This window comes from Thiothrix caldifontis, assembly GCF_900107695.1.
Classification (GTDB): domain Bacteria; phylum Pseudomonadota; class Gammaproteobacteria; order Thiotrichales; family Thiotrichaceae; genus Thiothrix; species Thiothrix caldifontis.
Map to the genome: position 1 here is coordinate 207,493 of NZ_FNQP01000001.1, position 21,596 is coordinate 229,088.

The 21,596-nt window shown below is 48.3% G+C and carries 34 protein-coding genes; 33 read left to right on the forward strand and 1 reads right to left on the reverse strand.

The window, feature by feature from the left end; genetic code table 11:
• The first annotated feature begins 4 nt into the window (after positions 1-4).
• From rpsC to zapD, 30 genes are all read left to right on the forward strand, one after another.
• Positions 5-712, forward strand: coding sequence for a 30S ribosomal protein S3 (gene rpsC, locus BLV87_RS00995; protein WP_093064469.1), 708 nt, complete (start codon positions 5-7; stop codon positions 710-712).
• 12 nt (positions 713-724) lie between these two features.
• The gene (rplP, locus tag BLV87_RS01000; RefSeq protein WP_028489202.1) at positions 725-1,138 is read left to right on the forward strand and encodes a 50S ribosomal protein L16; all 414 of its coding nucleotides are present in this window, start codon (positions 725-727) and stop codon (positions 1,136-1,138) included.
• Positions 1,138-1,335 (forward strand): 50S ribosomal protein L29, encoded by a 198-nt coding sequence (gene rpmC, locus BLV87_RS01005; protein WP_093064471.1) that lies wholly within the window; start codon positions 1,138-1,140, stop codon positions 1,333-1,335. The genes rplP and rpmC overlap by 1 nt, the downstream gene beginning before the upstream one ends.
• Before the next feature lie 2 nt (positions 1,336-1,337).
• Positions 1,338-1,613, forward strand: a complete 276-nt coding sequence (gene rpsQ, locus BLV87_RS01010; RefSeq protein ID WP_093064473.1) for a 30S ribosomal protein S17 — start codon at positions 1,338-1,340, stop codon at positions 1,611-1,613.
• A gap of 16 nt (positions 1,614-1,629) precedes the next feature.
• The gene (gene rplN / locus BLV87_RS01015) at positions 1,630-1,998 is read left to right on the forward strand and encodes a 50S ribosomal protein L14 (RefSeq protein WP_093064475.1); all 369 of its coding nucleotides are present in this window, start codon (positions 1,630-1,632) and stop codon (positions 1,996-1,998) included.
• 28 nt (positions 1,999-2,026) lie between these two features.
• Positions 2,027-2,347, forward strand: a complete 321-nt coding sequence (rplX, locus tag BLV87_RS01020) for a 50S ribosomal protein L24 (protein WP_093064477.1) — start codon at positions 2,027-2,029, stop codon at positions 2,345-2,347.
• A gap of 8 nt (positions 2,348-2,355) precedes the next feature.
• Complete coding sequence (gene rplE / locus BLV87_RS01025; RefSeq protein ID WP_093064479.1) at positions 2,356-2,898, forward strand: 50S ribosomal protein L5; 543 nt, start codon at positions 2,356-2,358, stop codon at positions 2,896-2,898.
• A gap of 14 nt (positions 2,899-2,912) precedes the next feature.
• Positions 2,913-3,218, forward strand: coding sequence for a 30S ribosomal protein S14 (gene rpsN, locus BLV87_RS01030; protein WP_028489208.1), 306 nt, complete (start codon positions 2,913-2,915; stop codon positions 3,216-3,218).
• Between the two features lie 12 nt (positions 3,219-3,230).
• Complete coding sequence (gene rpsH / locus BLV87_RS01035) at positions 3,231-3,626, forward strand: 30S ribosomal protein S8 (RefSeq protein ID WP_093064481.1); 396 nt, start codon at positions 3,231-3,233, stop codon at positions 3,624-3,626.
• 14 nt (positions 3,627-3,640) lie between these two features.
• Positions 3,641-4,180, forward strand: a complete 540-nt coding sequence (rplF, locus tag BLV87_RS01040) for a 50S ribosomal protein L6 (RefSeq protein ID WP_093064483.1) — start codon at positions 3,641-3,643, stop codon at positions 4,178-4,180.
• Positions 4,181-4,192: 12 nt separating this feature from the next.
• Entirely contained in the window at positions 4,193-4,546 is a 354-nt protein-coding gene (rplR, locus tag BLV87_RS01045; protein WP_093064485.1) for a 50S ribosomal protein L18, read from the forward strand.
• Between the two features lie 11 nt (positions 4,547-4,557).
• Positions 4,558-5,067 carry a 30S ribosomal protein S5 gene (rpsE, locus tag BLV87_RS01050; protein ID WP_093064487.1) on the forward strand — a complete coding sequence of 170 codons (510 nt, stop codon included), beginning with the start codon at positions 4,558-4,560 and terminating at the stop codon, positions 5,065-5,067.
• 3 nt (positions 5,068-5,070) lie between these two features.
• On the forward strand, positions 5,071-5,259 hold the full coding sequence (rpmD, locus tag BLV87_RS01055; RefSeq protein ID WP_093064489.1) for a 50S ribosomal protein L30: 189 nt from the start codon (positions 5,071-5,073) through the stop codon (positions 5,257-5,259).
• 1 nt (position 5,260) lies between these two features.
• Positions 5,261-5,698: a 50S ribosomal protein L15 gene (rplO, locus tag BLV87_RS01060; RefSeq protein ID WP_093064491.1), complete on the forward strand. Its 438-nt coding sequence runs from the start codon at positions 5,261-5,263 to the stop codon at positions 5,696-5,698.
• A gap of 12 nt (positions 5,699-5,710) precedes the next feature.
• Entirely contained in the window at positions 5,711-7,060 is a 1,350-nt protein-coding gene (gene secY / locus BLV87_RS01065; RefSeq protein WP_093064493.1) for a preprotein translocase subunit SecY, read from the forward strand.
• A 27-nt stretch (positions 7,061-7,087) separates the two neighbouring features.
• Complete coding sequence (rpmJ, locus tag BLV87_RS01070; RefSeq protein ID WP_002709743.1) at positions 7,088-7,201, forward strand: 50S ribosomal protein L36; 114 nt, start codon at positions 7,088-7,090, stop codon at positions 7,199-7,201.
• 75 nt (positions 7,202-7,276) lie between these two features.
• Positions 7,277-7,633 carry a 30S ribosomal protein S13 gene (gene rpsM / locus BLV87_RS01075; protein WP_093064495.1) on the forward strand — a complete coding sequence of 119 codons (357 nt, stop codon included), beginning with the start codon at positions 7,277-7,279 and terminating at the stop codon, positions 7,631-7,633.
• Positions 7,634-7,659: 26 nt separating this feature from the next.
• Positions 7,660-8,064, forward strand: coding sequence for a 30S ribosomal protein S11 (rpsK, locus tag BLV87_RS01080; protein ID WP_028489217.1), 405 nt, complete (start codon positions 7,660-7,662; stop codon positions 8,062-8,064).
• 11 nt (positions 8,065-8,075) lie between these two features.
• The gene (gene rpsD, locus BLV87_RS01085; RefSeq protein WP_093064497.1) at positions 8,076-8,696 is read left to right on the forward strand and encodes a 30S ribosomal protein S4; all 621 of its coding nucleotides are present in this window, start codon (positions 8,076-8,078) and stop codon (positions 8,694-8,696) included.
• A 26-nt stretch (positions 8,697-8,722) separates the two neighbouring features.
• Positions 8,723-9,727 carry a DNA-directed RNA polymerase subunit alpha gene (locus BLV87_RS01090; RefSeq protein WP_093064499.1) on the forward strand — a complete coding sequence of 335 codons (1,005 nt, stop codon included), beginning with the start codon at positions 8,723-8,725 and terminating at the stop codon, positions 9,725-9,727.
• Positions 9,728-9,752: 25 nt separating this feature from the next.
• On the forward strand, positions 9,753-10,136 hold the full coding sequence (gene rplQ / locus BLV87_RS01095; RefSeq protein WP_093064501.1) for a 50S ribosomal protein L17: 384 nt from the start codon (positions 9,753-9,755) through the stop codon (positions 10,134-10,136).
• A 72-nt stretch (positions 10,137-10,208) separates the two neighbouring features.
• Positions 10,209-10,592, forward strand: a complete 384-nt coding sequence (locus BLV87_RS19750) for a hypothetical protein (RefSeq protein ID WP_093064503.1) — start codon at positions 10,209-10,211, stop codon at positions 10,590-10,592.
• 10 nt (positions 10,593-10,602) lie between these two features.
• On the forward strand, positions 10,603-11,574 hold the full coding sequence (bioB, locus tag BLV87_RS01105; RefSeq protein ID WP_093064505.1) for a biotin synthase BioB: 972 nt from the start codon (positions 10,603-10,605) through the stop codon (positions 11,572-11,574).
• A gap of 13 nt (positions 11,575-11,587) precedes the next feature.
• A complete protein-coding gene (gene mnmG, locus BLV87_RS01110) occupies positions 11,588-13,459 on the forward strand; it encodes a tRNA uridine-5-carboxymethylaminomethyl(34) synthesis enzyme MnmG (protein WP_093064507.1) in 1,872 nt (623 codons plus the stop codon).
• Between the two features lie 3 nt (positions 13,460-13,462).
• Positions 13,463-14,041, forward strand: a complete 579-nt coding sequence (gene rsmG, locus BLV87_RS01115) for a 16S rRNA (guanine(527)-N(7))-methyltransferase RsmG (protein WP_093064509.1) — start codon at positions 13,463-13,465, stop codon at positions 14,039-14,041.
• Between the two features lie 14 nt (positions 14,042-14,055).
• Positions 14,056-14,853: a ParA family protein gene (locus tag BLV87_RS01120; protein WP_093064511.1), complete on the forward strand. Its 798-nt coding sequence runs from the start codon at positions 14,056-14,058 to the stop codon at positions 14,851-14,853.
• Entirely contained in the window at positions 14,847-15,701 is an 855-nt protein-coding gene (locus BLV87_RS01125; protein ID WP_093064513.1) for a ParB/RepB/Spo0J family partition protein, read from the forward strand. The genes BLV87_RS01120 and BLV87_RS01125 overlap by 7 nt, the downstream gene beginning before the upstream one ends.
• Positions 15,702-15,788: 87 nt before the next feature.
• A complete protein-coding gene (gene rpsT, locus BLV87_RS01130; RefSeq protein ID WP_093064516.1) occupies positions 15,789-16,055 on the forward strand; it encodes a 30S ribosomal protein S20 in 267 nt (88 codons plus the stop codon).
• Positions 16,056-16,128: 73 nt separating this feature from the next.
• Positions 16,129-16,728, forward strand: a complete 600-nt coding sequence (coaE, locus tag BLV87_RS01135; protein WP_093064518.1) for a dephospho-CoA kinase — start codon at positions 16,129-16,131, stop codon at positions 16,726-16,728.
• 62 nt (positions 16,729-16,790) lie between these two features.
• A complete protein-coding gene (zapD, locus tag BLV87_RS01140; RefSeq protein WP_245706865.1) occupies positions 16,791-17,609 on the forward strand; it encodes a cell division protein ZapD in 819 nt (272 codons plus the stop codon).
• A gap of 71 nt (positions 17,610-17,680) precedes the next feature.
• Here zapD and BLV87_RS01145 read toward each other — a convergent pair whose 3' ends face one another.
• On the reverse strand, positions 17,681-18,307 hold the full coding sequence (locus BLV87_RS01145; RefSeq protein ID WP_093064523.1) for a DUF2914 domain-containing protein: 627 nt from the start codon (positions 18,305-18,307) through the stop codon (positions 17,681-17,683).
• 154 nt (positions 18,308-18,461) lie between these two features.
• On the opposite strand from BLV87_RS01145, the gene BLV87_RS01150 reads away from it, so the two are divergent.
• The 3 genes from BLV87_RS01150 (at position 18,462) to dxs (ending at position 21,561) form a co-directional block, all read left to right on the forward strand.
• On the forward strand, positions 18,462-18,710 hold the full coding sequence (locus BLV87_RS01150) for an exodeoxyribonuclease VII small subunit (RefSeq protein ID WP_093064525.1): 249 nt from the start codon (positions 18,462-18,464) through the stop codon (positions 18,708-18,710).
• A complete protein-coding gene (gene ispA, locus BLV87_RS01155; protein WP_093064527.1) occupies positions 18,710-19,603 on the forward strand; it encodes a (2E,6E)-farnesyl diphosphate synthase in 894 nt (297 codons plus the stop codon). Before BLV87_RS01150 ends, ispA begins: the two co-directional genes overlap by 1 nt.
• A 68-nt stretch (positions 19,604-19,671) precedes the next feature.
• Complete coding sequence (gene dxs, locus BLV87_RS01160) at positions 19,672-21,561, forward strand: 1-deoxy-D-xylulose-5-phosphate synthase (RefSeq protein WP_093064529.1); 1,890 nt, start codon at positions 19,672-19,674, stop codon at positions 21,559-21,561.
• Positions 21,562-21,596 lie beyond the last annotated feature (35 nt).

Here is a 21,596-nt window from a genome sequence, read left to right on the forward strand (position 1 = left end):
TAGTATGGGTCAGAAAGTACATCCAACCGGTATCCGTCTTGGTATCGCCACCGACTGGCGCTCTAAGTGGTACGCTGAAGGCAAGGATTATGCCGACTTCCTGTTTAAAGATTTGGAAGTGCGCACATTCTTGAAAAAGAAGCTGAAAGAAGCTTCAGTTAGCCGTATTCAGATTGAGCGTCCTGCGAAGTCTGCTTTTATTACCATTCACACTGCACGTCCGGGTGTTGTTATCGGTAAAAAAGGCGAAGATATTGAAAAGCTGCGTGCAGAAACGGCTGCTAAACTGGGTTTGCACGTTAATAACGTGAAGCTAAATATCGAGGAAATTCGTAAGCCGGAATTGGATTCCCAATTAGTGGCCGAGAGCATTGCTAGTCAGCTTGAGCGTCGTATCATGTTCCGTCGTGCTGCCAAACGTGCAGTGGCGAATGCGATGCGCCTAGGTGCGTTGGGTATCAAGGTTTGTGTGGCAGGACGCTTGAACGGTGCAGAAATTGCGCGGACTGAATTTTTCCGTGAAGGTCGTGTACCGCTTCATACATTGCGTGCTGACATCGACTATGCAACTGCGGAAGCTCTCACCACCTATGGTATCATCGGTGTGAAAGTTTGGATCTACAAGGGCGAAGTCTTCGACCTGGAACAGAAACAGCAATCTAGCCAAAGCCAAGGTCAACAAAACCAAGGTCAAGGCAGAAAGAAGAAGTGATAGAGGTTTGAGATGTTACAACCCAAGAGAACCAAATTCCGCAAACAGATGAAAGGCCGCAACCGTGGTCTGGCATTGGCGGGCAGCAAAGTCAGCTTCGGCGACTTCGGGCTGAAAACAGTAGAACGCGGTCGTTTGACAGCGCGTCAGATCGAATCTGCACGTCGTGCTATCAACCGTTATGTACGTCGTGGCGGTAAAATCTGGATTCGCGTGTTCCCGGACAAGCCGATCAGCAAAAAGCCATTGGAAGTTCGCCAAGGTAAAGGTAAAGGGAACGTTGAATACTGGGTAGCATTGGTTCAGCCCGGCAAGGTTCTCTATGAAATTGAAGGTGTGGCAGAGGAAATTGCACGTGAGGCTTTTCGCCTTGCTTCAGCGAAGCTGCCGGTTAAGACTACATTTGTTTCTCGTCAGGTGATGTGATGAACGCAGCAGAACTCAAGCAAAAATCAGCGACTGAGCTTAAAGCCGAGCTGGTAGAAAACCTGAAGGAGCAGTTCAAGCTGCGTATGCAAAAAGCCGCTGGCCAGTTATCACGTCCTTCCGAAGTGAAGCGTGTGCGTCGTCAGATTGCCCGGATCAAGACAGTGCTTGCACAAAAGCAAGTGGCAGGTGAATAACGATGACTGTTAGCGAAGAAGCAAAAGTTGAACGCAGCCTGATGGGTCGTGTAGTCAGTAACAAAATGGACAAGTCCATTGTTGTATTGATGGAGCGTCAAGTAAAACATCCGATGTACGGTAAGTTTATTAAGCGTTCTAAAAAATACCATGTTCATGACGAAAACAATGAATGTCGTGAAGGTGATACCGTAATGTTCAAGGAATGCCGTCCTTTGTCAAAAACAAAGCACTGGACCTTGATCAAAGTTGTTGAACGCGCCCCAGGCCAAGCATAAGGGACGGAGAACATAAATGATCCAGATGCAATCCATTCTGCAAGTTGCAGATAACAGTGGTGCCAAACGAGTTATGTGCATCAAAGTTCTGGGCGGTTCTCATCGTCGTTATGCAGGCATTGGTGACATCATCAAAGTCAGCATTAAAGATGCGATTCCGCGCGGTAAAGTTAAGAAAGGCGATGTTTACAACGCAGTGATCGTGCGTACTGCTCACGGTGTGCGTCGTAATGATGGCTCTAAGATTCGTTTCGATGGTAATGCCGCTGTCCTGCTTAACAATAAGCTTGACCCGATCGGCACACGTATTTTTGGGCCTGTCACTCGCGAATTGCGTGGTGAAAAGTTCATGAAGATTATTTCTCTAGCACCTGAAGTGCTGTAAGACTGCAACGACAGAAGTAGGTGACGAAATGCGTAAAATTCGCAGCAATGACGAAGTAGTTGTCATCACCGGCAAAGATAAAGGCCGTCGCGGCAAGATCATGCAGGTGTTGGTAGACGAAGGTAAAGTTTTGGTTCAAGGTATTAATCGCGTTAAAAAACACGTTAAGCCTAACCCAAATGCAGGTGTCCAAGGTGGCATTATTGAAAAAGAAATGCCCATGGATACTTCAAATGTGATGCTGGTCAATCCTGCTACTGGCAAGGGTGACCGTGTTGGATTCAAGCTCCTGGACGATGGTAAGAAAATCCGTGTCTTTAAGTCCAATGGTGAGCGCGTAGACGCTTAAGGTGTAAAATGTCGAGACTGCAACAGTATTACCGCGATACTGTCGTCAAGGAATTGACGGACAAGTTCGGGTACAACAATGTGATGGAAGTGCCAAAGCTAGTGAAAATCAGCCTAAATATGGGTTTGGGTGAAGCTGTCGGCGATAAAAAAATTATTGAACACGCAACTGGTGATATGGCGAAAATTGCAGGTCAAAAACCTGTAGTTACATTGAGCCGCAAATCCGTTGCTGGCTTCAAGATTCGTGACGGCTGGCCAATTGGCTGTATGGTGACATTGCGTGGCGAGAAGATGTACGAATTCTTGGATCGTCTGGTGAATATTTCCATCCCCCGTATCCGTGACTTCCGTGGCCTTAATGCACGTGCATTTGATGGTCGTGGAAACTACAACATGGGAATTAAAGAACAGATTATCTTCCCAGAAATCGAGTACGACAAAATTGATGCCTTGCGTGGTATGAATATTACGATCGCTACCACCGCCAAAAATAACGAGGAAGGGAAAGCGTTGCTTGAAGCATTCAAATTCCCTTTCAGACAGCAGTAAGAGGATAAGATCACATGGCTAAGAAATCCATGATCGCCCGTGAAACACGCCGTACTGCTGCTGTTGCTAAATTTGCAGCGAAGCGTGATGAGCTTAAAGCTATCATCAGCAGTCCAGATAGCTCATTTGAAGCTGTAATGGAAGCTAATGAGAAGTTGCAAAAGTTACCGCGTGACAGTAGTCCCGTTCGTCAAATGACTCGTTGTCGCCTGACCGGTCGTCCACATGCTGTTTACCGCAAGTTCGGTCTGTGCCGTAACAAGTTGCGTGAAGCTGCTATGCGTGGCGATGTGCCTGGTTTGACCAAAGCAAGTTGGTAAGGGAGAAGCAAAATGAGTATGAGTGATCCTATCGCCGATATGCTGACCCGCATTCGTAACGGTCAGATGGCAAATAAGGCACAAGTTGCTTTTCCTGCTTCTAAGCAGAAAAAAGCCATTCTGGAAGTGTTGCAAAACGAAGGTTATATTGCCAGTTTTGAAACAGGTGCTGTTGAAGGCAAACCTGTTACAACGGTCAGACTGAAATATTTTCAGGGTAAGCCAGTTATCAGCAAAGTGAAGCGTGTTAGCCGTCCTGGTCTTCGCATCTTCCGGGGTACAGATGAACTGCCAACAGTTATGGGTGGTTACGGTATAGCTATCGTTTCTACTTCCAAAGGCGTTATGAGTGACCGCGCAGCCCGTGCTTCTGGCCAGGGTGGCGAAGTCATTTGCACTGTTGAATAAAGGCGGACTTTGAAATGTCAAGAATTGCAAAGAAAGCGCTGACTCTGCCGAAAGGTGTGGAAGTTAGCATCAGTGGTCAAAATCTCAAGGTTAAAGGAGCTAAAGGTTCTTTTGATTTTGCAATACATGACGCTGTAGAAGTTTTCCAAGAAGATAATGTACTGAAGTTTAAAGCCAAACGTGACGGCGATTCTGCTGGTTGGGCGTTGGCAGGTACTACTCGTGCATTGGCAAACAACATGGTTGTTGGCGTTAGCCAAGGCTTTGAGAAAAAGTTGCAACTGGTTGGAGTTGGTTATCGTGCTCAAGCTCAAGGTAACAAATTGAATCTCAGCTTGGGTTTCTCCCACCCTGTTGTACACGATATGCCTGAAGGCATTACGGTCGAAACCCCTAGTCAGACGGAAATTCTGATCCGTGGTAGCGATAAGCAGAAAGTTGGTCAAATTGCGGCAGAAGTTCGTGCATACCGTCCACCAGAGCCATACAAAGGCAAGGGTGTGAAATATGCAGACGAAGTTATTCTGCGTAAAGAGACCAAGAAGAAGAAGTAAGGTGAACTAAAGATGGACAAGAAAATATCCCGCATCCGTCGTGGTAAGCGTAGCCGCATGAAAATGCGTGAGTTGCGTGTTAACCGTCTGAGTATTCACCGTACTTCTCTGCATATTTATGCACAAGTGGTGACTTCCGATGGTTCTCAAGTACTGGCTTCAGCTTCCACGCTCGATAAAGATCTGAAAGCAGGTCTGGACTACACTGGTAATGTTGCGGCTGCTACAGCAGTAGGCAAATTGGTTGCTGAGCGTGCATTGGCAAAAGGTATTGACGCGGTTGCTTTTGATCGCTCTGGTTTTAAATATCATGGTCGCATCAAAGCGCTGGCAGATGGCGCTCGTGAAGCCGGTCTGAAATTCTAAGGATTTATCCAATGGCTAAGGCAGAAAATACATCAGCACCATCTGACGGTTTGCAAGAAAAGTTGGTTCAAGTGAACCGCGTTGCAAAGACTGTAAAAGGTGGGCGTATCATGAGCTTCACTGCATTGACTGTAGTGGGTGATGGTAATGGTCGCGTTGGTTTCGGTTATGGTAAAGCACGTGAAGTGCCTGCCGCTATCCAGAAAGCAATGGATCAAGCACGTCGTAACATGGTAACGGTTTCTTTGGTTGACGGCACATTGCAGTACCCAATCAAATATGAACAAGGTGCTGCACGTGTATACATGCAGCCTGCTTCTGAAGGTACGGGCGTTATCGCAGGTGGTGCTATGCGTGCGGTTCTGGAGGTTGCTGGAGTACGTAACGTACTGTCTAAATGCCAAGGGACGCGTAACGCAGGCAATGTGGTGCGTACCACCATCGCAGCACTAGGTTCTATGCAAGCGCCTGAAATGATTGCCGCTAAACGTGGTAAAACCGTTGCAGACATCAAGGGGTAAACTATGATATCCGCGAAACAACTCAAACTGACGTTGGTGCGCAGTCTGAATGGTCGTCTGAAGGCTCATCAGCAGTGTGCACGTGGTCTTGGTATCCGTAAGATTCACAATCCGGTTACTGTGATTGATACCCCTGAAAACCGTGGCATGATCAATAAGATTTCCTACATGCTCAAGGTTGAGGAAGCTTAAGATGAAATTGAATACACTACAACCTGAATTGGGTAGCCGTCCTGACGGTATTCGTGTAGGCCGTGGTATTGGCTCCGGTCTGGGTAAGACTGCTGGTCGTGGCCACAAAGGTCAAAAATCCCGTAAAGGTGGTTTCCATCACCGTAAGGGGTTCGAGGGTGGTCAGATGCCTATGCATCGTCGTCTGCCTAAGTTTGGCTTTAGTTCACGCATTGGTCAACGCACCGCCGAAGTTCGTTTGAGCGAGTTGGCTCAAGTGGCTGGCGATGTTATTGATCTGGCTGGTCTGATTGCGGCGAATGTGGTTGATGCGCGTACCTTGCAAGCTAAAATCATTCTTTCTGGTGAAGTTGCGAAAGCGGTCACTGTAAAGGGTGTTGGCGTGACTAAGGGCGCACGTGCCGCTATCGAAGCAGCAGGCGGCAAAATCGAAGAATAACGGATAAAAAATATGCGCAAGAACCCTACAGGTTCCCTTGGGGGCTTCGGAAATATGGTCGAGATTCGCCAGCGGTTAGTTTTCGTACTGCTGGCGTTGATCGTTTACCGGATCGGTACTTATATCCCTGTTCCGGGTGTGAATCCCGCAGCGATGGCGCAATTTTTCGATCAGAATAATGGTACTATCCTCGGTGTATTTAATATGTTCTCAGGTGGTGCATTAGAGCGCTTGAGTGTATTTGCATTGGGTATTATGCCGTATATTTCTGCATCTATAATCATGCAGTTGATGGCAACGGTTGTTCCTACTTTGGAGCAAATCAAGAAAGAAGGTGAGTCGGGTCGTCGAAAAATTACCCAGTATACACGTTACGGTACAGTTGTTTTGGCATTGTTCCAAAGCTTCGGTGTGGCGATTGCGTTAGGTGGTAGTGATGCTGGTAATGGTCAAACGATTGCGTTGAATCCAGGAATTGGCTTTACTATTACGACAGTGGTGACACTGGTCACTGGTACGCTTTTCTTGATGTGGTTAGGTGAGCAAATTACTGAGCGTGGGATTGGTAATGGCATTTCCTTAATCATTTTTGCAGGAATTGTTGCGGGTTTGCCTGCGGCTATTGGTGGTACGTTAGAGCTAGTCAACACGGGTGAGTTGCATTCACTGTTTGTCATTGGATTGTTGTTACTAGTGTTGGCAGTAACAGCGTTGGTGATATTTGTTGAACGCGGTCAACGCCGTATCACGGTTAACTATGCTAATCGTCAACAAGGTCGCAAAATGATGATGGGGCAGTCTAGTCATTTGCCTTTGAAGTTGAATATGGCAGGGGTTATCCCACCAATTTTCGCTTCTAGCATTATTTTGTTCCCAGCAACACTGGGGCAGTGGTTTGGTAATGCCGAAGGTATGGGGTGGTTGAAAGGCTTTTTTGATATGTTAAAGCCTGGTGAACCCGTTTATGTCTTGCTTTATGCTACGGCTATTGTATTCTTCTGCTTCTTTTATACGGCTCTGGTATTCAACTCACGTGAAACCGCTGATAATTTGAAAAAAGCAGGTGCTTTTATTCCGGGTATTAGACCGGGTGAACAAACATCTAAATACATTGATGGCGTCATGACTCGCTTGACCGCAGTCGGTGCTATCTACATCACATTGGTCTGTCTGTTGCCTGAATTCCTAATTTTAGGCTGGAACGTTCCTTTTTACTTTGGGGGAACTTCACTGCTGATCATCGTGGTTGTGGTCATGGATTTCCTGTCACAATTACAGGCACACATGATGTCACACCAGTACGAAGGTCTGATGAAAAAGGCCAATTTCAAAGCGCAGACACGCCCCGGCACAGTGCGCTGATCTGATCACTTTCGAGAGGTTTTTATCATGAAGGTTCGAGCTTCAGTTAAAAAATTGTGCCGTAACTGCCGGGTTATCCGCAGAAACGGTGTGGTTCGCATTATCTGTTCTGACCCACGCCACAAACAGCGTCAAGGTTAAGAGTCGATTTGGGTTGATAATTAAAAGGGGTTCTGGCACAATCGCCCGTTTTCCCGGTAGTCTGGAGAGATTTTAATGGCTCGTATTGCGGGTATCAATCTTCCTGTCAATAAGCACGTAGTAATCGGTTTGACCGCTATTTATGGCGTTGGTCGTCCACGTGCTGCTGACATTTGTAAGGCAGCGGATGTGGTGCCAAGCACTAAAATTCGTGACCTGAGTGAAGACCAAGTTGAACGTTTGCGTCTTGAAGTAGGTAAGCTCCTAGTTGAAGGTGACTTACGTCGTGAAGTTTCCATGTCGATCAAGCGTTTGATGGATATGGGTTGCTATCGTGGCATTCGCCACAGACGTGGCCTGCCAATGCGCGGTCAGCGTACCAAGACTAACGCGCGTACCCGTAAAGGTCCGCGTCGTCCTATTCGCAAATAATACATAGATTGCAGGTAGAGTAAGTAATGGCAAGACAGCCTAGAAAAGGTGCAACTGTTAACCTTCGTAAGAAGGTCAAGAAAACTGTCACTGACGGTGTTGCACACGTCCATGCATCCTTTAATAACACTATTGTGACTATCACTGACCGCCAAGGCAATGCACTGGCATGGGCTACTTCTGGTGGCTCTGGTTTCCGTGGCTCACGTAAAAGTACCCCGTTTGCCGCACAGGTTGCTGCTGAACGTGCGGGTAACGCAGCAAAAGATTATGGTTTAAAAAACCTTGATGTCGAAGTCAAAGGTCCAGGCCCTGGTCGTGAATCTGCGGTACGTGCTTTGAACAGCGTTGGCTTCAGAATTAACAGCATTGTGGATGTAACGCCGATCCCTCACAACGGTTGCCGTCCACCTAAGAAACGTCGTGTGTAGGAGATAGTCATATGGCACGTTATATTGGCCCTACCTGCAAACTGAGCAGACGCGAAGGCACTGACCTTTTTCTGAAAAGCCGCAGTGTTTCCCTCGAAAAGAAATGTAAACTGGACAAAGTTCCTGGTCAGCATGGCGAAAATAAAGCTCGCCTTTCCGATTATGGTGTCCAGTTGCGCGAAAAGCAAAAAGTTCGCCGTATGTACGGTGTCTTAGAACGTCAGTTCAGCAACTACTTTAAAGAGTCAGCACGCCGCAAAGGTTCTACGGGTGAAAACCTGTTGAAACTGCTGGAATGCCGTCTTGATAACGTCGTTTACCGCATGGGTTATGGTTCTACTCGCGCTGAATCCCGTCAATTGGTTAGCCATAAAGCTATTACCGTTAACGGTCAGTCAGTGAATATCCCATCCTACCAGGTTAAAGCCGGTGATGTCGTAGCTGTTCGTGAAAAGTCCAAAAAGCAAACCCGTATACAGGATTCTGTCGCTGTAGCGGAACAACTTGGCTTCCCATCATGGGTTGAAGTTGATGCAAAGGGACTGTCAGGTACATTTAAATCCGTACCAGACCGTAGCGATCTGCCAGCCGAAATTAATGAATCACTGATTGTGGAATTGTACTCCAAGTAATCATAGATTCGTTCGAGAGGAAAAGTATGACCTCGAAAACAACAGAATTGCTAAAACCACGCAATGTTCATGTGCACGAGACAGGTTTAAATACCTATCGTATTACGCTTGAGCCATTAGAGCGTGGTTTTGGTCACACGTTGGGTAATGCATTGCGTCGCATCTTACTGTCTTCTATACCGGGCAGTGCTGTGACGGAAGTGCAAATTACTGGCGTGGTACATGAATACACCAGTATCGAAGGTGTGCAGGAAGATGTAGTTGAGATTTTGTTAAATCTTAAAAATCTAGCTATCCGGCTCAATGCACGTGACGAAGCAACTTTGAGCCTGAAGAAAAAAGGCAAAGGTGTTGTGACAGCCGCAGATATTGAGCGTGATCATGATGTTGACATCATTAACCCAGATCATGTGATTGCGCATATAACCAAGGATGATACTGAGCTGGAAATGAGCCTAACCATTACCCGTGGTCGTGGTTATCAGCCAGCATCGGTACGCCGTGGCCCAGACTCTCCTGAGTTGCCTTTAGGTACTTTAGTGTTGGATGCCAGTTACAGCCCGATTACGCGCGTTGCCTACAATGTGGATAGCGCACGCGTTGAGCAACGTACTGACATGGATAAGTTAGTACTGGAAATCCAAACTAACGGTTCCGTTAATGCGGAAGAGTCGATTGGTATGGCAGCGCAGATTTTGCAACAGCAATTGGCTGTATTTTTCGATTTGCGTATTGAAGAGCCAGTCCGCCGTGAAGAATCTCAGCCGGAAATTGATCCGATTCTATTGCGTCCAGTTGATGATTTGGAACTGACTGTACGTTCAGCCAACTGCCTCAAAGCAGAAAATCTGTTCTACATCGGTGATCTTGTACAACGCACTGAGACTGAATTGTTGAAGACGCCTAATCTGGGCAAAAAGTCTTTGACTGAAATTAAAGATGTGCTGGCACAGCATGGTCTAACCCTAGGAGCAAAGCTAGAGAGCTGGCCTCCGGCAGGTCTTGATCACCGTGACAGCAAAGTGGCTTAACCACGGGTTTTGAAGGATATAGAAGATGCGTCACCGTAATACTGGTCGTCAATTAAGCCGCGACAGCAGCGCCCGTAAAGCTCTGCTGCAAGCGTTGACTAACTCACTGCTTCGTCACGAGACGATCAAAACAACTTTGCCCAAAGCGAAAGAATTGCGCCGTGTAGCAGAGCCACTGATCACTCGTGCGAAAGAAGACTCTGTACACAACCGCCGTATTGCTTTCTCGCGCTTGCGTGATAAAGAAGTGGTGGGTAAATTGTTCAACGATCTTGGCCCTCGATTCAAAGAGCGCCAAGGTGGTTATCTGCGTATCATCAAGTGTGGTTTCCGTGCTGGTGACAATGCGCCGATGGCTTACGTTGCATTGGTTGATGAAGCAGACGCTGCGCAAGCTGCAGCCGAGTAAGCAGCGCTTCATGTTTCCTGAAAAGGCCGACACTGTTCGGCCTTTTTGCGTTTCTCATCGTCAGGGGATAGTATGCAAAATGATCCGCAAGTCGTGACCGCAGAGAGCGCCAGTAAAACGGCGAAGTTATTTTATTACGGCAATCTGCTCGCGGTGCTTATTCCATTTCCGGTGTTTATTCTATGGTTTGGGGCTGGAATCTTAGTTTATGCAATGCTACGCCATCATCCTAACCCACGAGTAGGCTATTATACGCAGATTGCCACCTACCATTATTACGGTCTGGCAGGTGGTTTGGTACCAATCTTAACTTTTGCCCCCGGTGATTTCTTTGTGAATTGGTGGTGGGCGCTGTGGCTTACCTGTGTTGTGGTGTTAGTGCCGTTGTCTATTCGCCAAATCCTGCGGATTAACCGCGAAGCTTGGCAAGATACTGTTAAGCCCTTATCCCACTGAGGAGTGGAAAATGCCTGAATTACGTCATGATTGGCGCATCGAAGAAATCAACGCTTTGTTAGCTATGCCCTTTAGTGATTTGATGTTTACTGCACATCAAGTACATCGAGAGAATTTCCCGGTTAATCAAGTACAAGTGAGTACTTTGCTAAGCATTAAGACTGGTGCTTGTCCAGAAGATTGTGGTTATTGCTCGCAAAGCGCTAAACATGACACTTCGCTGGAGCGTGAGACGTTATTGCCGCTACAGGAAGTCATCGACTCTGCCAAAACCGCGCAAGCGCATGGCGCAACTCGTTTCTGCATGGGGGCTGCGTGGCGTAATCCTACCGACAAGAACCTTGAGCGTGTCATCGAAATGGTGCAAGCGGTCAAAGGCTTGGGCATGGAGACCTGCGTTACTTTGGGTATGTTGACCGACCGCCAGGCCGACCGCCTCAAAAGTGCGGGGTTGGATTACTACAATCACAACCTCGATACCTCGCCAGAATTTTACGGCAATGTTATTTCTACCCGCACCTTCCAAGACCGTTTGAATACGCTGGAGCATGTGCGTAATGCGGGTATCAATGTCTGTTCAGGCGGTATTTTGGGCATGGGTGAAACCCGTCAAGACCGGGCGCGTCTGTTGCAGCAATTGGCGAATATGAAATTCCACCCCGAATCGGTGCCCATTAACGATTTGGTTAAAATCGAAGGCACGCCATTGGCTGGAGTGGAAAAACTTGATCCATTTGAGTTCATCCGTACTGTCGCGGCAGCTCGTATTATGATGCCGAAATCTTATGTGCGTTTATCGGCTGGTCGTACAGAAATGACGGATGAAATGCAGGCATGGTGTTTCTTTGCCGGTGCAAACTCGATCTTTTACGGCGATAAATTGTTGACCACCGATAACCCCGGCGCAAGCCATGACCAGCAACTGTTTGCACGTTTGGGGATTCAGGCGGAAGCAGGGCAGGCTGGCAGCGTTCACATGTAAGGAGCAGGGCATTATGCATTACCCACAGTCCTACGATGTCATCGTTATCGGTGGCGGACACGCCGGAACCGAAGCCGCGCTTGCTGCTGCGCGTATGGGGCAGCGTACTCTCTTGCTGACCCACAATATCGAAACCATCGGCGCAATGAGTTGCAACCCCGCTATCGGGGGTATCGGCAAAGGGCATTTGGTCAAGGAAGTTGATGCAATGGGTGGCGCAATGGCGCACGCGGCAGACCGTGGTGGTATCCAATTCCGCATCCTCAATTCCAGCAAAGGTGCGGCAGTGCGGGCGACTCGCGCCCAAGCAGACCGCATCCGCTACAAATCGGCGATTCGTACCATCGTCGAAAACCAGCCCAATTTGCAGATGTTCCAACAAGCCGTGGATGATTTGTTGGTGGAAGGTGATCGGGTCGTGGGTGTGCGTACCCAAATGGGCTTGAGTTTTTCCGCCCGTGCGGTGGTATTAACCTCAGGGACATTCCTTGCGGGCAAAATCCACATTGGTTTAAGCAATCATGCCGGTGGACGTGCCGGTGATCCGCCCTCCATTGCGTTGTCGCAACGTTTACGCGAACTGCCGTTCCGGGTTGATCGCCTAAAAACGGGTACGCCGCCGCGCATTGATGCTCGCAGTATCGACTTCAGCAAACTGGAAGAGCAGCCCGGGGACACGCCTACGCCCGTGTTTTCATTTCTGGGCAGTGTAGATGAACATCCGCCGCAGATTTCGTGCTACATCACCTACACCAACACCGAAACCCACGAGATTATCCGTGGCGGTTTAGACCGTTCGCCCATGTATACGGGTGTCATTGAAGGCATTGGTCCGCGCTACTGCCCGTCGATTGAAGACAAAGTGGTGCGTTTTGCCGACAAAGACCGCCACCAGATTTTCATCGAACCCGAAGGGCTGGATACACACGAAGTCTACCCCAACGGCATTTCCACCAGTTTGCCGTTCGATGTGCAATACGCGCTGGTGCGCTCAATGGCTGGTCTGGAAAACGCACACATTACTCGCCCCGGCTACGCGATTGAATACGATTTCTTTGACCCGCGTGATCTCAAGCCGACGTTGGAAACCAAGGCGGTGCAGGGTTTGTTTTTCGCAGGGCAAATCAACGGCACGACGGGTTACGAAGAGGCTGCTGCGCAAGGTTTGCTCGCAGGTTTGAACGCCGGTTTATACGCCCAAGAAAAAGATGGCTGGTATCCACGCCGTGACCAAGCTTACCTCGGTGTGTTAGTGGATGATTTAATCACGCTAGGCACGAAAGAACCGTACCGCATGTTCACCAGCCGCGCCGAACATCGTTTATTGCTGCGTGAAGACAATGCCGATTTGCGCCTGACTGAAATAGGGCGCGAGCTAGGTTTGGTCGATGACTTGCGCTGGGCAGCATTTTGCACCAAGCGTGAAGCCATTGAGCAAGAACAGCAACGCCTCCGCGCCACGGTATTGCAACCCACAGCGGTCAGCGTGGAAGATAGCCAGCGGGTATTCGGCGATGTCTTGTCACGCGATTACAAATTACACGACTTATTACGCCGCCCTAACGTCACTTATGCTACGCTGACCAGTCTGCCAGCGGTTGGTCGCCCCGTTACCGATGAAAAAGTGGCTGAACAAGTCGAAATTCAATGCAAATACGCCGGATACATTGAGCGCCAGCACGACGAAATCGACAAACAGCGTCGTCACGAAGAAACCCGCCTGCCGGATTGGTTGGATTACACCCAAGTACGCGGTCTCTCCAACGAAGTTCGTCAGAAATTGCAAATGCAACGCCCTGCGACCGTTGGGCAAGCTGCACGAACACCCGGCATTACCCCCGCCGCAATTTCGTTATTGCTCGTGCATTTGAAAAAGGCAGGTTGAAGCATGGAGGTGGATGCTCGTGAAAAACAATTGCTCAATCATTACCTGCAATTATTGCAACGCTGGAACAAGGTTTACAACCTGACCGCAGTGCGTGATCCGGCGGAAATGCAGTCCTTGCATATCGCGGATAGCTTGAGTGTTGCGCCCTATTTGCGGGGTACGACTTGCCTTGATGTGGGCAGTGGGGCAGGATTACCGGGAATTCCGCTGGCGATTATTCAGCCGCACCGGCAGTTCACCTTGCTCGATACCAATGGCAAGAAAACCCGTTTCATGCAGCAAGCGGTGCTGGAATTGGGCTTGTCCAACGTGACTGTGATCCAAACGCGCGTCGAAAGCTGGCAGCCTGTCGGGTGTTTTGACGCGATTATCAGTCGGGCTTTCGCTTCCCTACAGGATTTTGTGACCTTTACCGGCAAACATGCCTGTGAAAATGGTATCCTCTACGCCATGAAGGGGCGCTACCCTGACAGCGAACTGGCAGAATTGCCCAGCGGCTGGCAGGTAATGGCGCAACACACCCTGCACGTACCCGATTTGGATGCAGAACGGCATCTGTTGGAATTACAGCACGTATAAGCGAGAACCATTTCATGACGCGAGTTATCGCCATCGCCAATCAAAAAGGCGGCGTCGGCAAAACCACGACCACTGTCAATTTAGCAGCCTCTTTAGCCGCGATGAAACGCCGTATCTTATTGGTGGATATAGACCCGCAAGGCAATGCAACGACTGGCTTAGGTTTGGAAAAGCATGGGCAAAAAACCACGTTGACTGATGTATTGTTGGGCGAAGCCCATGTTACGGAAATTCTGCAAAAACTGCCGGATAGTTCCCTGCATGTGCTACCTGGGTCTCCGGAAGTGACGGTCGCTGAAGTCAAACTGATGAACAGCGAGCGCCGTGAATACCGCTTACGTGAAGCCTTATCGCCACTGCGAGGGGCTTACGATTATATTCTGATCGACTGTCCTCCATCCCTCAATATGCTTACTGTGAACGCTCTTGTGGCTGCTGATGGTGTCATTATCCCGATGCAGTGTGAATACTACGCACTCGAAGGGTTAAGCGCTTTAGTCGGCACGATTGACCGTATTACCCAAACCGCCAACCCTGAATTACAAGTGATGGGCTTAGTGCGTACCATGTATGACCCCCGAAGTAACTTATCACGTGATGTCTCCGAGCAGATTCACGCATTCTTTCGCAACAAGGTCTACAATACTGCTATCCCGCGCAATATTCGTTTGGCAGAAGCGCCCAGCCATGGTTTGTCTGTGCTGGAATACGACAAAGGTTCACGAGGTGCATTGGCCTACCTTGCCTTAGCTGCTGAAATGCTGCGCAAAGATTCCAGCAAAGTAGCAGCGGATGGAGAACAGGCATGGTAAAAAAACCGGCTTTAGGGCGCGGACTCGATATTTTGTTGAGTTCTGTGCGGGGAGAGGGTGAGCAGACTGACGATACAGTCCTGAAGAGACTTCCCGTAGAGCGGATTCGCCCTGGTCAGTATCAACCGCGCACTCGGATGGATCCTGATGCCTTACAAGAGTTAGCCGACTCTATTAAAGCCCAAGGATTGGTGCAGCCTGTGGTGGTGCGCAAACTCGGTGGTGGCGAATACGAGCTAATTGCAGGTGAGCGTCGCTGGCGGGCAGCACAGTTAGCTGGATTGCATGAAATTCCATCTGTCGTGCGTGACATTCCCGATCAGTCAGCCGCTGCCATGTCGCTGATCGAAAATATTCAGCGTGAAGATCTTAATGCACTTGAGGAAGCTACGGCTTTACGTCGTTTGATCGACGAGTTTGGTTTGACTCATCAGCAAACCGCCGAAGCCGTGGGACGTTCACGCGCAGCGGTGACTAATCTATTGCGCTTGTTAGAATTACAGCCTGAAACCAAAGCGTTGGTGGATGCAGGGCAGCTTGAAATGGGACACGCTCGTGCTTTGTTGGCATTAGGGGGGCAACAACAAGTGGAAATTGCCCAGAAAGTTGCTGAGCGTCAATTGTCGGTGCGTGAAACGGAGCGTCTAGTTAAAAATATTCTAGAAGTAGGGCAAAAGCCAGAACCCGAATTTAAGTCATCACCTGATGTGTTGAAGTTGGAACAAACGCTAGCTGATACCCTTGGGGCTAAAGTTGCTATTCGCTATAACCGCACAGGCAAGGGTAAATTGGTGATTGAATACAATAGTCTAGATGAACTCGATGGTATTCTCGGTCATATTCAGTAAATTTTATGCTCAAGGTGTTGCTGTGACGATGAAATCGCTGCATAATACGCGCCTTGTTTTTCGGATTGGTTTTTCGGGAGAATACCCTTGCCTAACATAGCTTCAGCTAAGAAACGTGTTCGCCAGAGCGAAGTAAGTCGTATGCATAACCGTCACATGCGCACACGTTTACGTACACAAATTAAAAATGTCTTGCGTGCGATTGACGCTGGTGACCGTGAAGCTGCCCTGTCTGCTTATCAAGCGGCTGTGCCTGTGATTGATTCCATTGCTGACAAAGGTATCATTCACAAGAATAAAGCAGCACGCCATAAAAGCCGTCTGAACGCACATATTAAAGCGCTGCAAGCTTAATCATTACGATTGGTTTGGTGTGTTTTCTAAAGCCGGTAATTAAAAACCGGCTTTTTGTGTTTGTGTGGTGTTTATGCTGAAAGTTGGTTTAACGGGTGGTATCGGTTGTGGCAAATCCACAGCAGTGCAACGTTTTCGAGAGCTTGGCGTACCAGTTATCGAAGCTGACCTTATTGCTCGTGAAATTGTTTCAGTAGGGCAGCCTGCCTTGCAGGAAATCACCGATTACTTTGGTTCACAGGCACTGCAAGCTGATGGTGTACTTGATCGTGCGTGGCTACGTCAAGCCGTTTTTAGTGACCCATTACGCTTAGAGCAACTCGAATCCATTCTTCATCCGCGCATCCGCTCTGAAATTCTCGCTAGAATTGCCGCTTGTACTCACAGCGCTTATGTGATTGTTGACGTACCTCTATTGTTTGAAAAGGGCTATACTCAGCTTTTCGAGCGAATCTTAGTAATTGATTGTTTGCCAGATCAGCAGGTTTTGCGTGTCAGGCAACGTGATGGCAGTGATGATAGTGTGATCACGTCTATCATGCAGTCGCAAATTGGGCGTGAGGCACGTTTGCAGCAAGCTCATGACGTTATTAGCAATACCTCATCAATTACTGATTTTTATGAGAAAATTGATGATTTGAATTTTAAATACATAAAATTGTCAGATGTTTAGTTGCTTGTTCTGTTGGCTTTTTGGTATAAAAGCGCTTCAATAGGGCTTGTAAGTGTTTTATGATGATTTATGCACAACCGCTGAGTGACGATATTCGTCGAATTTCTGAGCCACATATGATTGGTTATGAACAGCCGCTAAACGAAAAAATCCGCTTATTTATGCGCTTGGAATTGCTCATGGGGCGGTTTCAATACCATATTTCTACTGGTCCTAAACCTGAAGATACAGTAGCGGCTTTGCATTTGTTGCTGGATCTTTACAATCTTTCTGCCCGCCTTGATGTCAAAAGTGAAATTCTCAAAGAAATTGACCGAATGGGGCAGTCAGCGCGTTTATTATTGCGAAAAGAAGAGGCGGATGCTACCCGTCTTGATGCTGTGTTGGAGCAACTCAATTATCATAGCGATGTGCTGTATCAACAGCGGGGGCAATTAGGACAGCATTTAAAGAATCACATGTTCTTCAATAGCTTGCGACAACGTTCCACTTTGCCGGGCGGTCTGAATGGTTTTGATATTCCACTATTTCATTACTGGCAAGAGCAAGCGATTAATGTGCGGGTCGATGATTTACGTGAATGGATTGAGCCGTATGTAACAGCTAATGCAGCAGCCCGTGACTTGCTGAATATCGTGCGTGATTTTGGTGAGCGTCATGATGAACTGGCTAAGGAGGGTTTTTATCAGTCGATGTTAGAAGCGCGTAAACCTTATCAGATGATGCGGGTTGAATTGCCTGATAATGTCGATTATTACCCTGAAATCAGTGCAGGTAAGCAGCGTTTTACCCTGCGTTTCGTGAATGCTGATATGCTGGCAGAGCGGGGTAAGCAGAACCAGAAGGATGTGCCGTTCACATTGGTGTTGTGTTCTTTCTGAGAGTTGTGCTGCGACAATTAGGTAATGGCAAGCGGGCTAAAAAGCCCGCTTGCCGTTTCTGGTTGTTACGTTTAACGTGTTAGCGTATCCCAGATCGCTTGTGAGTTTTTTTCTGGTGTGGCGGCGTCCTTTGGTGTCTCAATAGCCGGTGTTGTTACATTGGGTGGTGGAGCAGCGGTAGGTAACGCGACGGCAGGGGCTGGTACAGGAGTGGGGGTGGGTTCGCTTGGTGTGATCGGGTCAACGATTAACGTGTCTTGCCGTAAGGTGGAACCATCGTCGTTAATGACTGTAACTGTCCATGTCCCCGGTAGGGTGGGGGAGATCGTTTTGTTGGAGTGTACTCGCCAGCGTTGCCCGCCCACAGGAAATTGCAAGCCTAGTTGGAATGCACCATCTTTCTCCCAACGATGGGTGATGACGTGACCTTGTAATCCAACCAGTTCTGTAAAGTAATACACGGTTTGTCCGGCACTAATGCGTGTCACAGCGTTAGCGGGTTCACGTGCGCTAATGTTGGTGGTAAACGTGGCACGCGCTATTTGTGGTTGCGGAGCAGCGCTTGGTGCTGGAGGGGTTGGTGCTGCTGGTGTTGTGGTGGGGTGTGATATAATCGGCGCTTCTTCTGCCAAAATCATAGGGTTAATTACCCCTGTTAGTATCAGGAAGGCTGCCGTTTTCACGTAGTTGTTCAACATGGTTTTGCTCTCTTAAAATTAGAATATTATAATATTAATGAAAAAGAGTTTACTGTATTTGCAGGACGTTCTCCAAAGAATACGCTTTCTAGGCTTGCCCCTTGCGACAACTTACGCTTTACTACCTTAATTTATATGCATAGGCAGGATGAACATGCCGAGAAAACAGGCTGAAGCTAGTAACGCACAACCGGATTTTGAGACGGCAATGACAGAGCTAGAAACTTTGGTGCAACGCATGGAAGGCGGCGAGCTATCGCTGGAAGATTCCCTTAAAGAATTTGAACGCGGCGTGAAGTTGACGCGGCTGTGTCAGGAAGCGCTTAAAGTTGCTGAGCAGCGTGTCAAGTTGCTGAGTGCTGATGGGCAGGAAAGCGATTTTCCGCAACAGGGGGACGCTTGATGTTGAATGTGCATACTCGTCTACAAGCTTGGCAAGCGCGTATTGAATCTGTGTTGGAAGAGGTGTTGCCGTCTGCTACTACTCATCCAGCCATGTTGCATGAAGCCATGCGCTATTCGGTGTTGAATGGTGGCAAACGGATGCGCCCATTGTTGATATACGCTACTGGTGATGCATTGGGCATTGCGCCTGAGCATCTGGATATTCCTGCTGCGGCACTTGAGTTGATTCATGTATATTCATTAGTGCATGACGATTTGCCTGCAATGGATGACGATGATTTGCGCAGAGGTAAGCCAACTTGCCACAAAGCCTTTGATGAGCCGACGGCGATTTTGGTGGGAGATGCTTTGCAGGCGTTAGCATTTCAGTTATTAGCCGCTCATCCGCGCATGACGGTTTCACCTGAGCAACGTTTGCGCATGATGGAGTTGTTGGGGCAGGCGGCAGGTTCTCGCGGGATGGTGGGCGGACAGGCAATTGATTTAGCCGCAGTTGGGCGGACATTGACTGAAGTTGAGTTGGAAAATATGCACATCCACAAAACGGGTGCATTGATTCGTGCTAGTGTATTGTTAGCTGCGTATAGTGTGGATGTGTTGGATGCTCAACGTTTGCAACAACTCGATCATTTTGCCAAGTGCATCGGGCTGGCATTCCAAGTGCAAGACGATATTTTGGATGTGGAAAGCGATACCCAAACATTGGGTAAAACCCGTGGCGCGGATGAGGCAGCCGGTAAGCCGACTTACCCTTCTATTATCGGTTTGTCGGCTTCTAAAATGAAACTACAGGATTTGTATGACGAAGCACTGGAAGCTTTGGTATCCTTCGGCGAATCTGCCCATTTGTTGCGTGAAATTGCCGAATTTACGGTCAAGCGCATACGATAAATAACAACAGTAAGACAAAACCCACCACAATGCCATATTTACGGTTTGACGATTAGGGGTTAGCTAACGTGCTTAATACGATTCATTCTCCTGCCGAGTTACGTCGCTTGGAACTTGAGCAACTGCCAGCAGTATGCGCTCAGGTGCGCGAGTTTTTGCTGAATTCTGTGTCGACGGGCGGCGGACACTTTTCATCCAATTTAGGTACGGTCGAATTGACGGTAGCCTTGCATTATGCCTTTGATACGCCTAGGGATAAGCTGGTGTGGGATGTCGGTCATCAGGCTTACCCGCATAAAATCCTGACTGGACGGCGTGAGCAGATGAGCAGCATTCGCCAAAAAGAAGGTTTAGCCGGTTTTCCTAAACGTGGTGAAAGTGAATATGATACGTTTGGCGTTGGGCATTCTAGCACTTCGATCAGTGCTGCTTTAGGTATGGCTTTGGCGGCACAGCATAAGGGTGAAGATTACCATTCGATTGCGATTATCGGCGATGGTGCTTTGACTGCTGGGATGGCGTATGAAGCCTTGAATCATGCAGGTGATTTAGATGCCAATTTGATTGTGATTCTCAATGATAATGAAATGTCGATTTCACCTAACGTTGGTGCTTTGCGTAAATACCTGACGCGTTTGTTATCGGGGCGGATGTATTCCACCATGCGTGAAAGTGGCAAAAAAGCGTTATCACACAGTAGATCCCTTTCCAAACTGGTGAAACTAACCGAAGAGCACATGAAGGGTATGGTGTTGCCGGGGACGTTGTTTGAGGAGATGGGCTTCAAATACTATGGCCCTATTGATGGGCATGATGTCGAAGAGTTGGTGCGGGTGTTGCAAAATCTCAAAAGCATCAAAGGCCCGCGCTTGTTGCATGTACTGACCCAAAAAGGTAAAGGATACGAACCAGCAGAGGAAGACCCTTGTACCTATCATGGCGTTGTCCCCTTCAATTTGAAAACGGGTCTGGTCGCCAATGCGAAAAAATCCACACCGACTTATACGCAAGTGTTTGGGCAATGGTTGTGTGATATGGCAGAGCAGGATCAGCGTTTGGTGGGGATTACGCCTGCGATGCGTGAGGGTTCGGGTTTGGTGGCATTTTCAGAGCGTTTTCCTAGACGTTATTTTGATGTCGGCATTGCTGAACAACATGCGGTCACGCTGGCCGCCGGTTTAGCTTGTGAAGGGTTGAAGCCGGTCGTCGCCATTTATTCAACTTTTTTGCAGCGTGCTTACGACCAACTTGTGCATGATGTCGCCATTCAGAATTTACCGGTGGTGTTTGCGATTGACCGCGCTGGTTTGGTGGGGGCGGATGGCCCAACCCATTCGGGGAATTACGATTTGTCTTTCTTGCGCTGTATTCCGAACATGGTGGTGATGGCTCCCGCCGATGAAAATGAATGCCGCCAGATGTTGTATACAGCATTTCAGATGAATTGCCCAACGGCAGTACGTTACCCGCGAGGTAAAGGTATTGGTATTGAACCCCAAACGGAGATGCAATCCATCCCATTAGGTAAGGCAGTAAAATTACGCACAGGCCAAGCGGTTGCCATTGTGTTGTTTGGTTCCTTATTGCCTGAAGCGCAAGCAGCCGCAGCAGAACTGAATGCAACATTGGTCAATATGCGTTTCGTCAAGCCTTTGGATAAAGCTATGCTGCGGGAATTGGCGCAGTCACACGAACTCTTGGTAACGTTGGAAGACAATGCTGTCATGGGTGGGGCAGGTAGTGGTGTGAACGAATACTTGCACGAGGCTGGCTTAACTGTGGATGTTTTGAACCTGGGTTTGCCTGATACTTATATCGACCACGCTCAGCGGGAAGAGCAATTGGTCAGTTGTGGGTTAGATGCAGAGGGTATTGTACAACGGGTCAAAGCCGGATATGGGGGGAGGATTCGCATTGGCGTAACCTTGTATCCTGTGCCACAATACAATACAAACTGATGTGTCAGAAATCGACTATAATTCCCTGAAGAGTT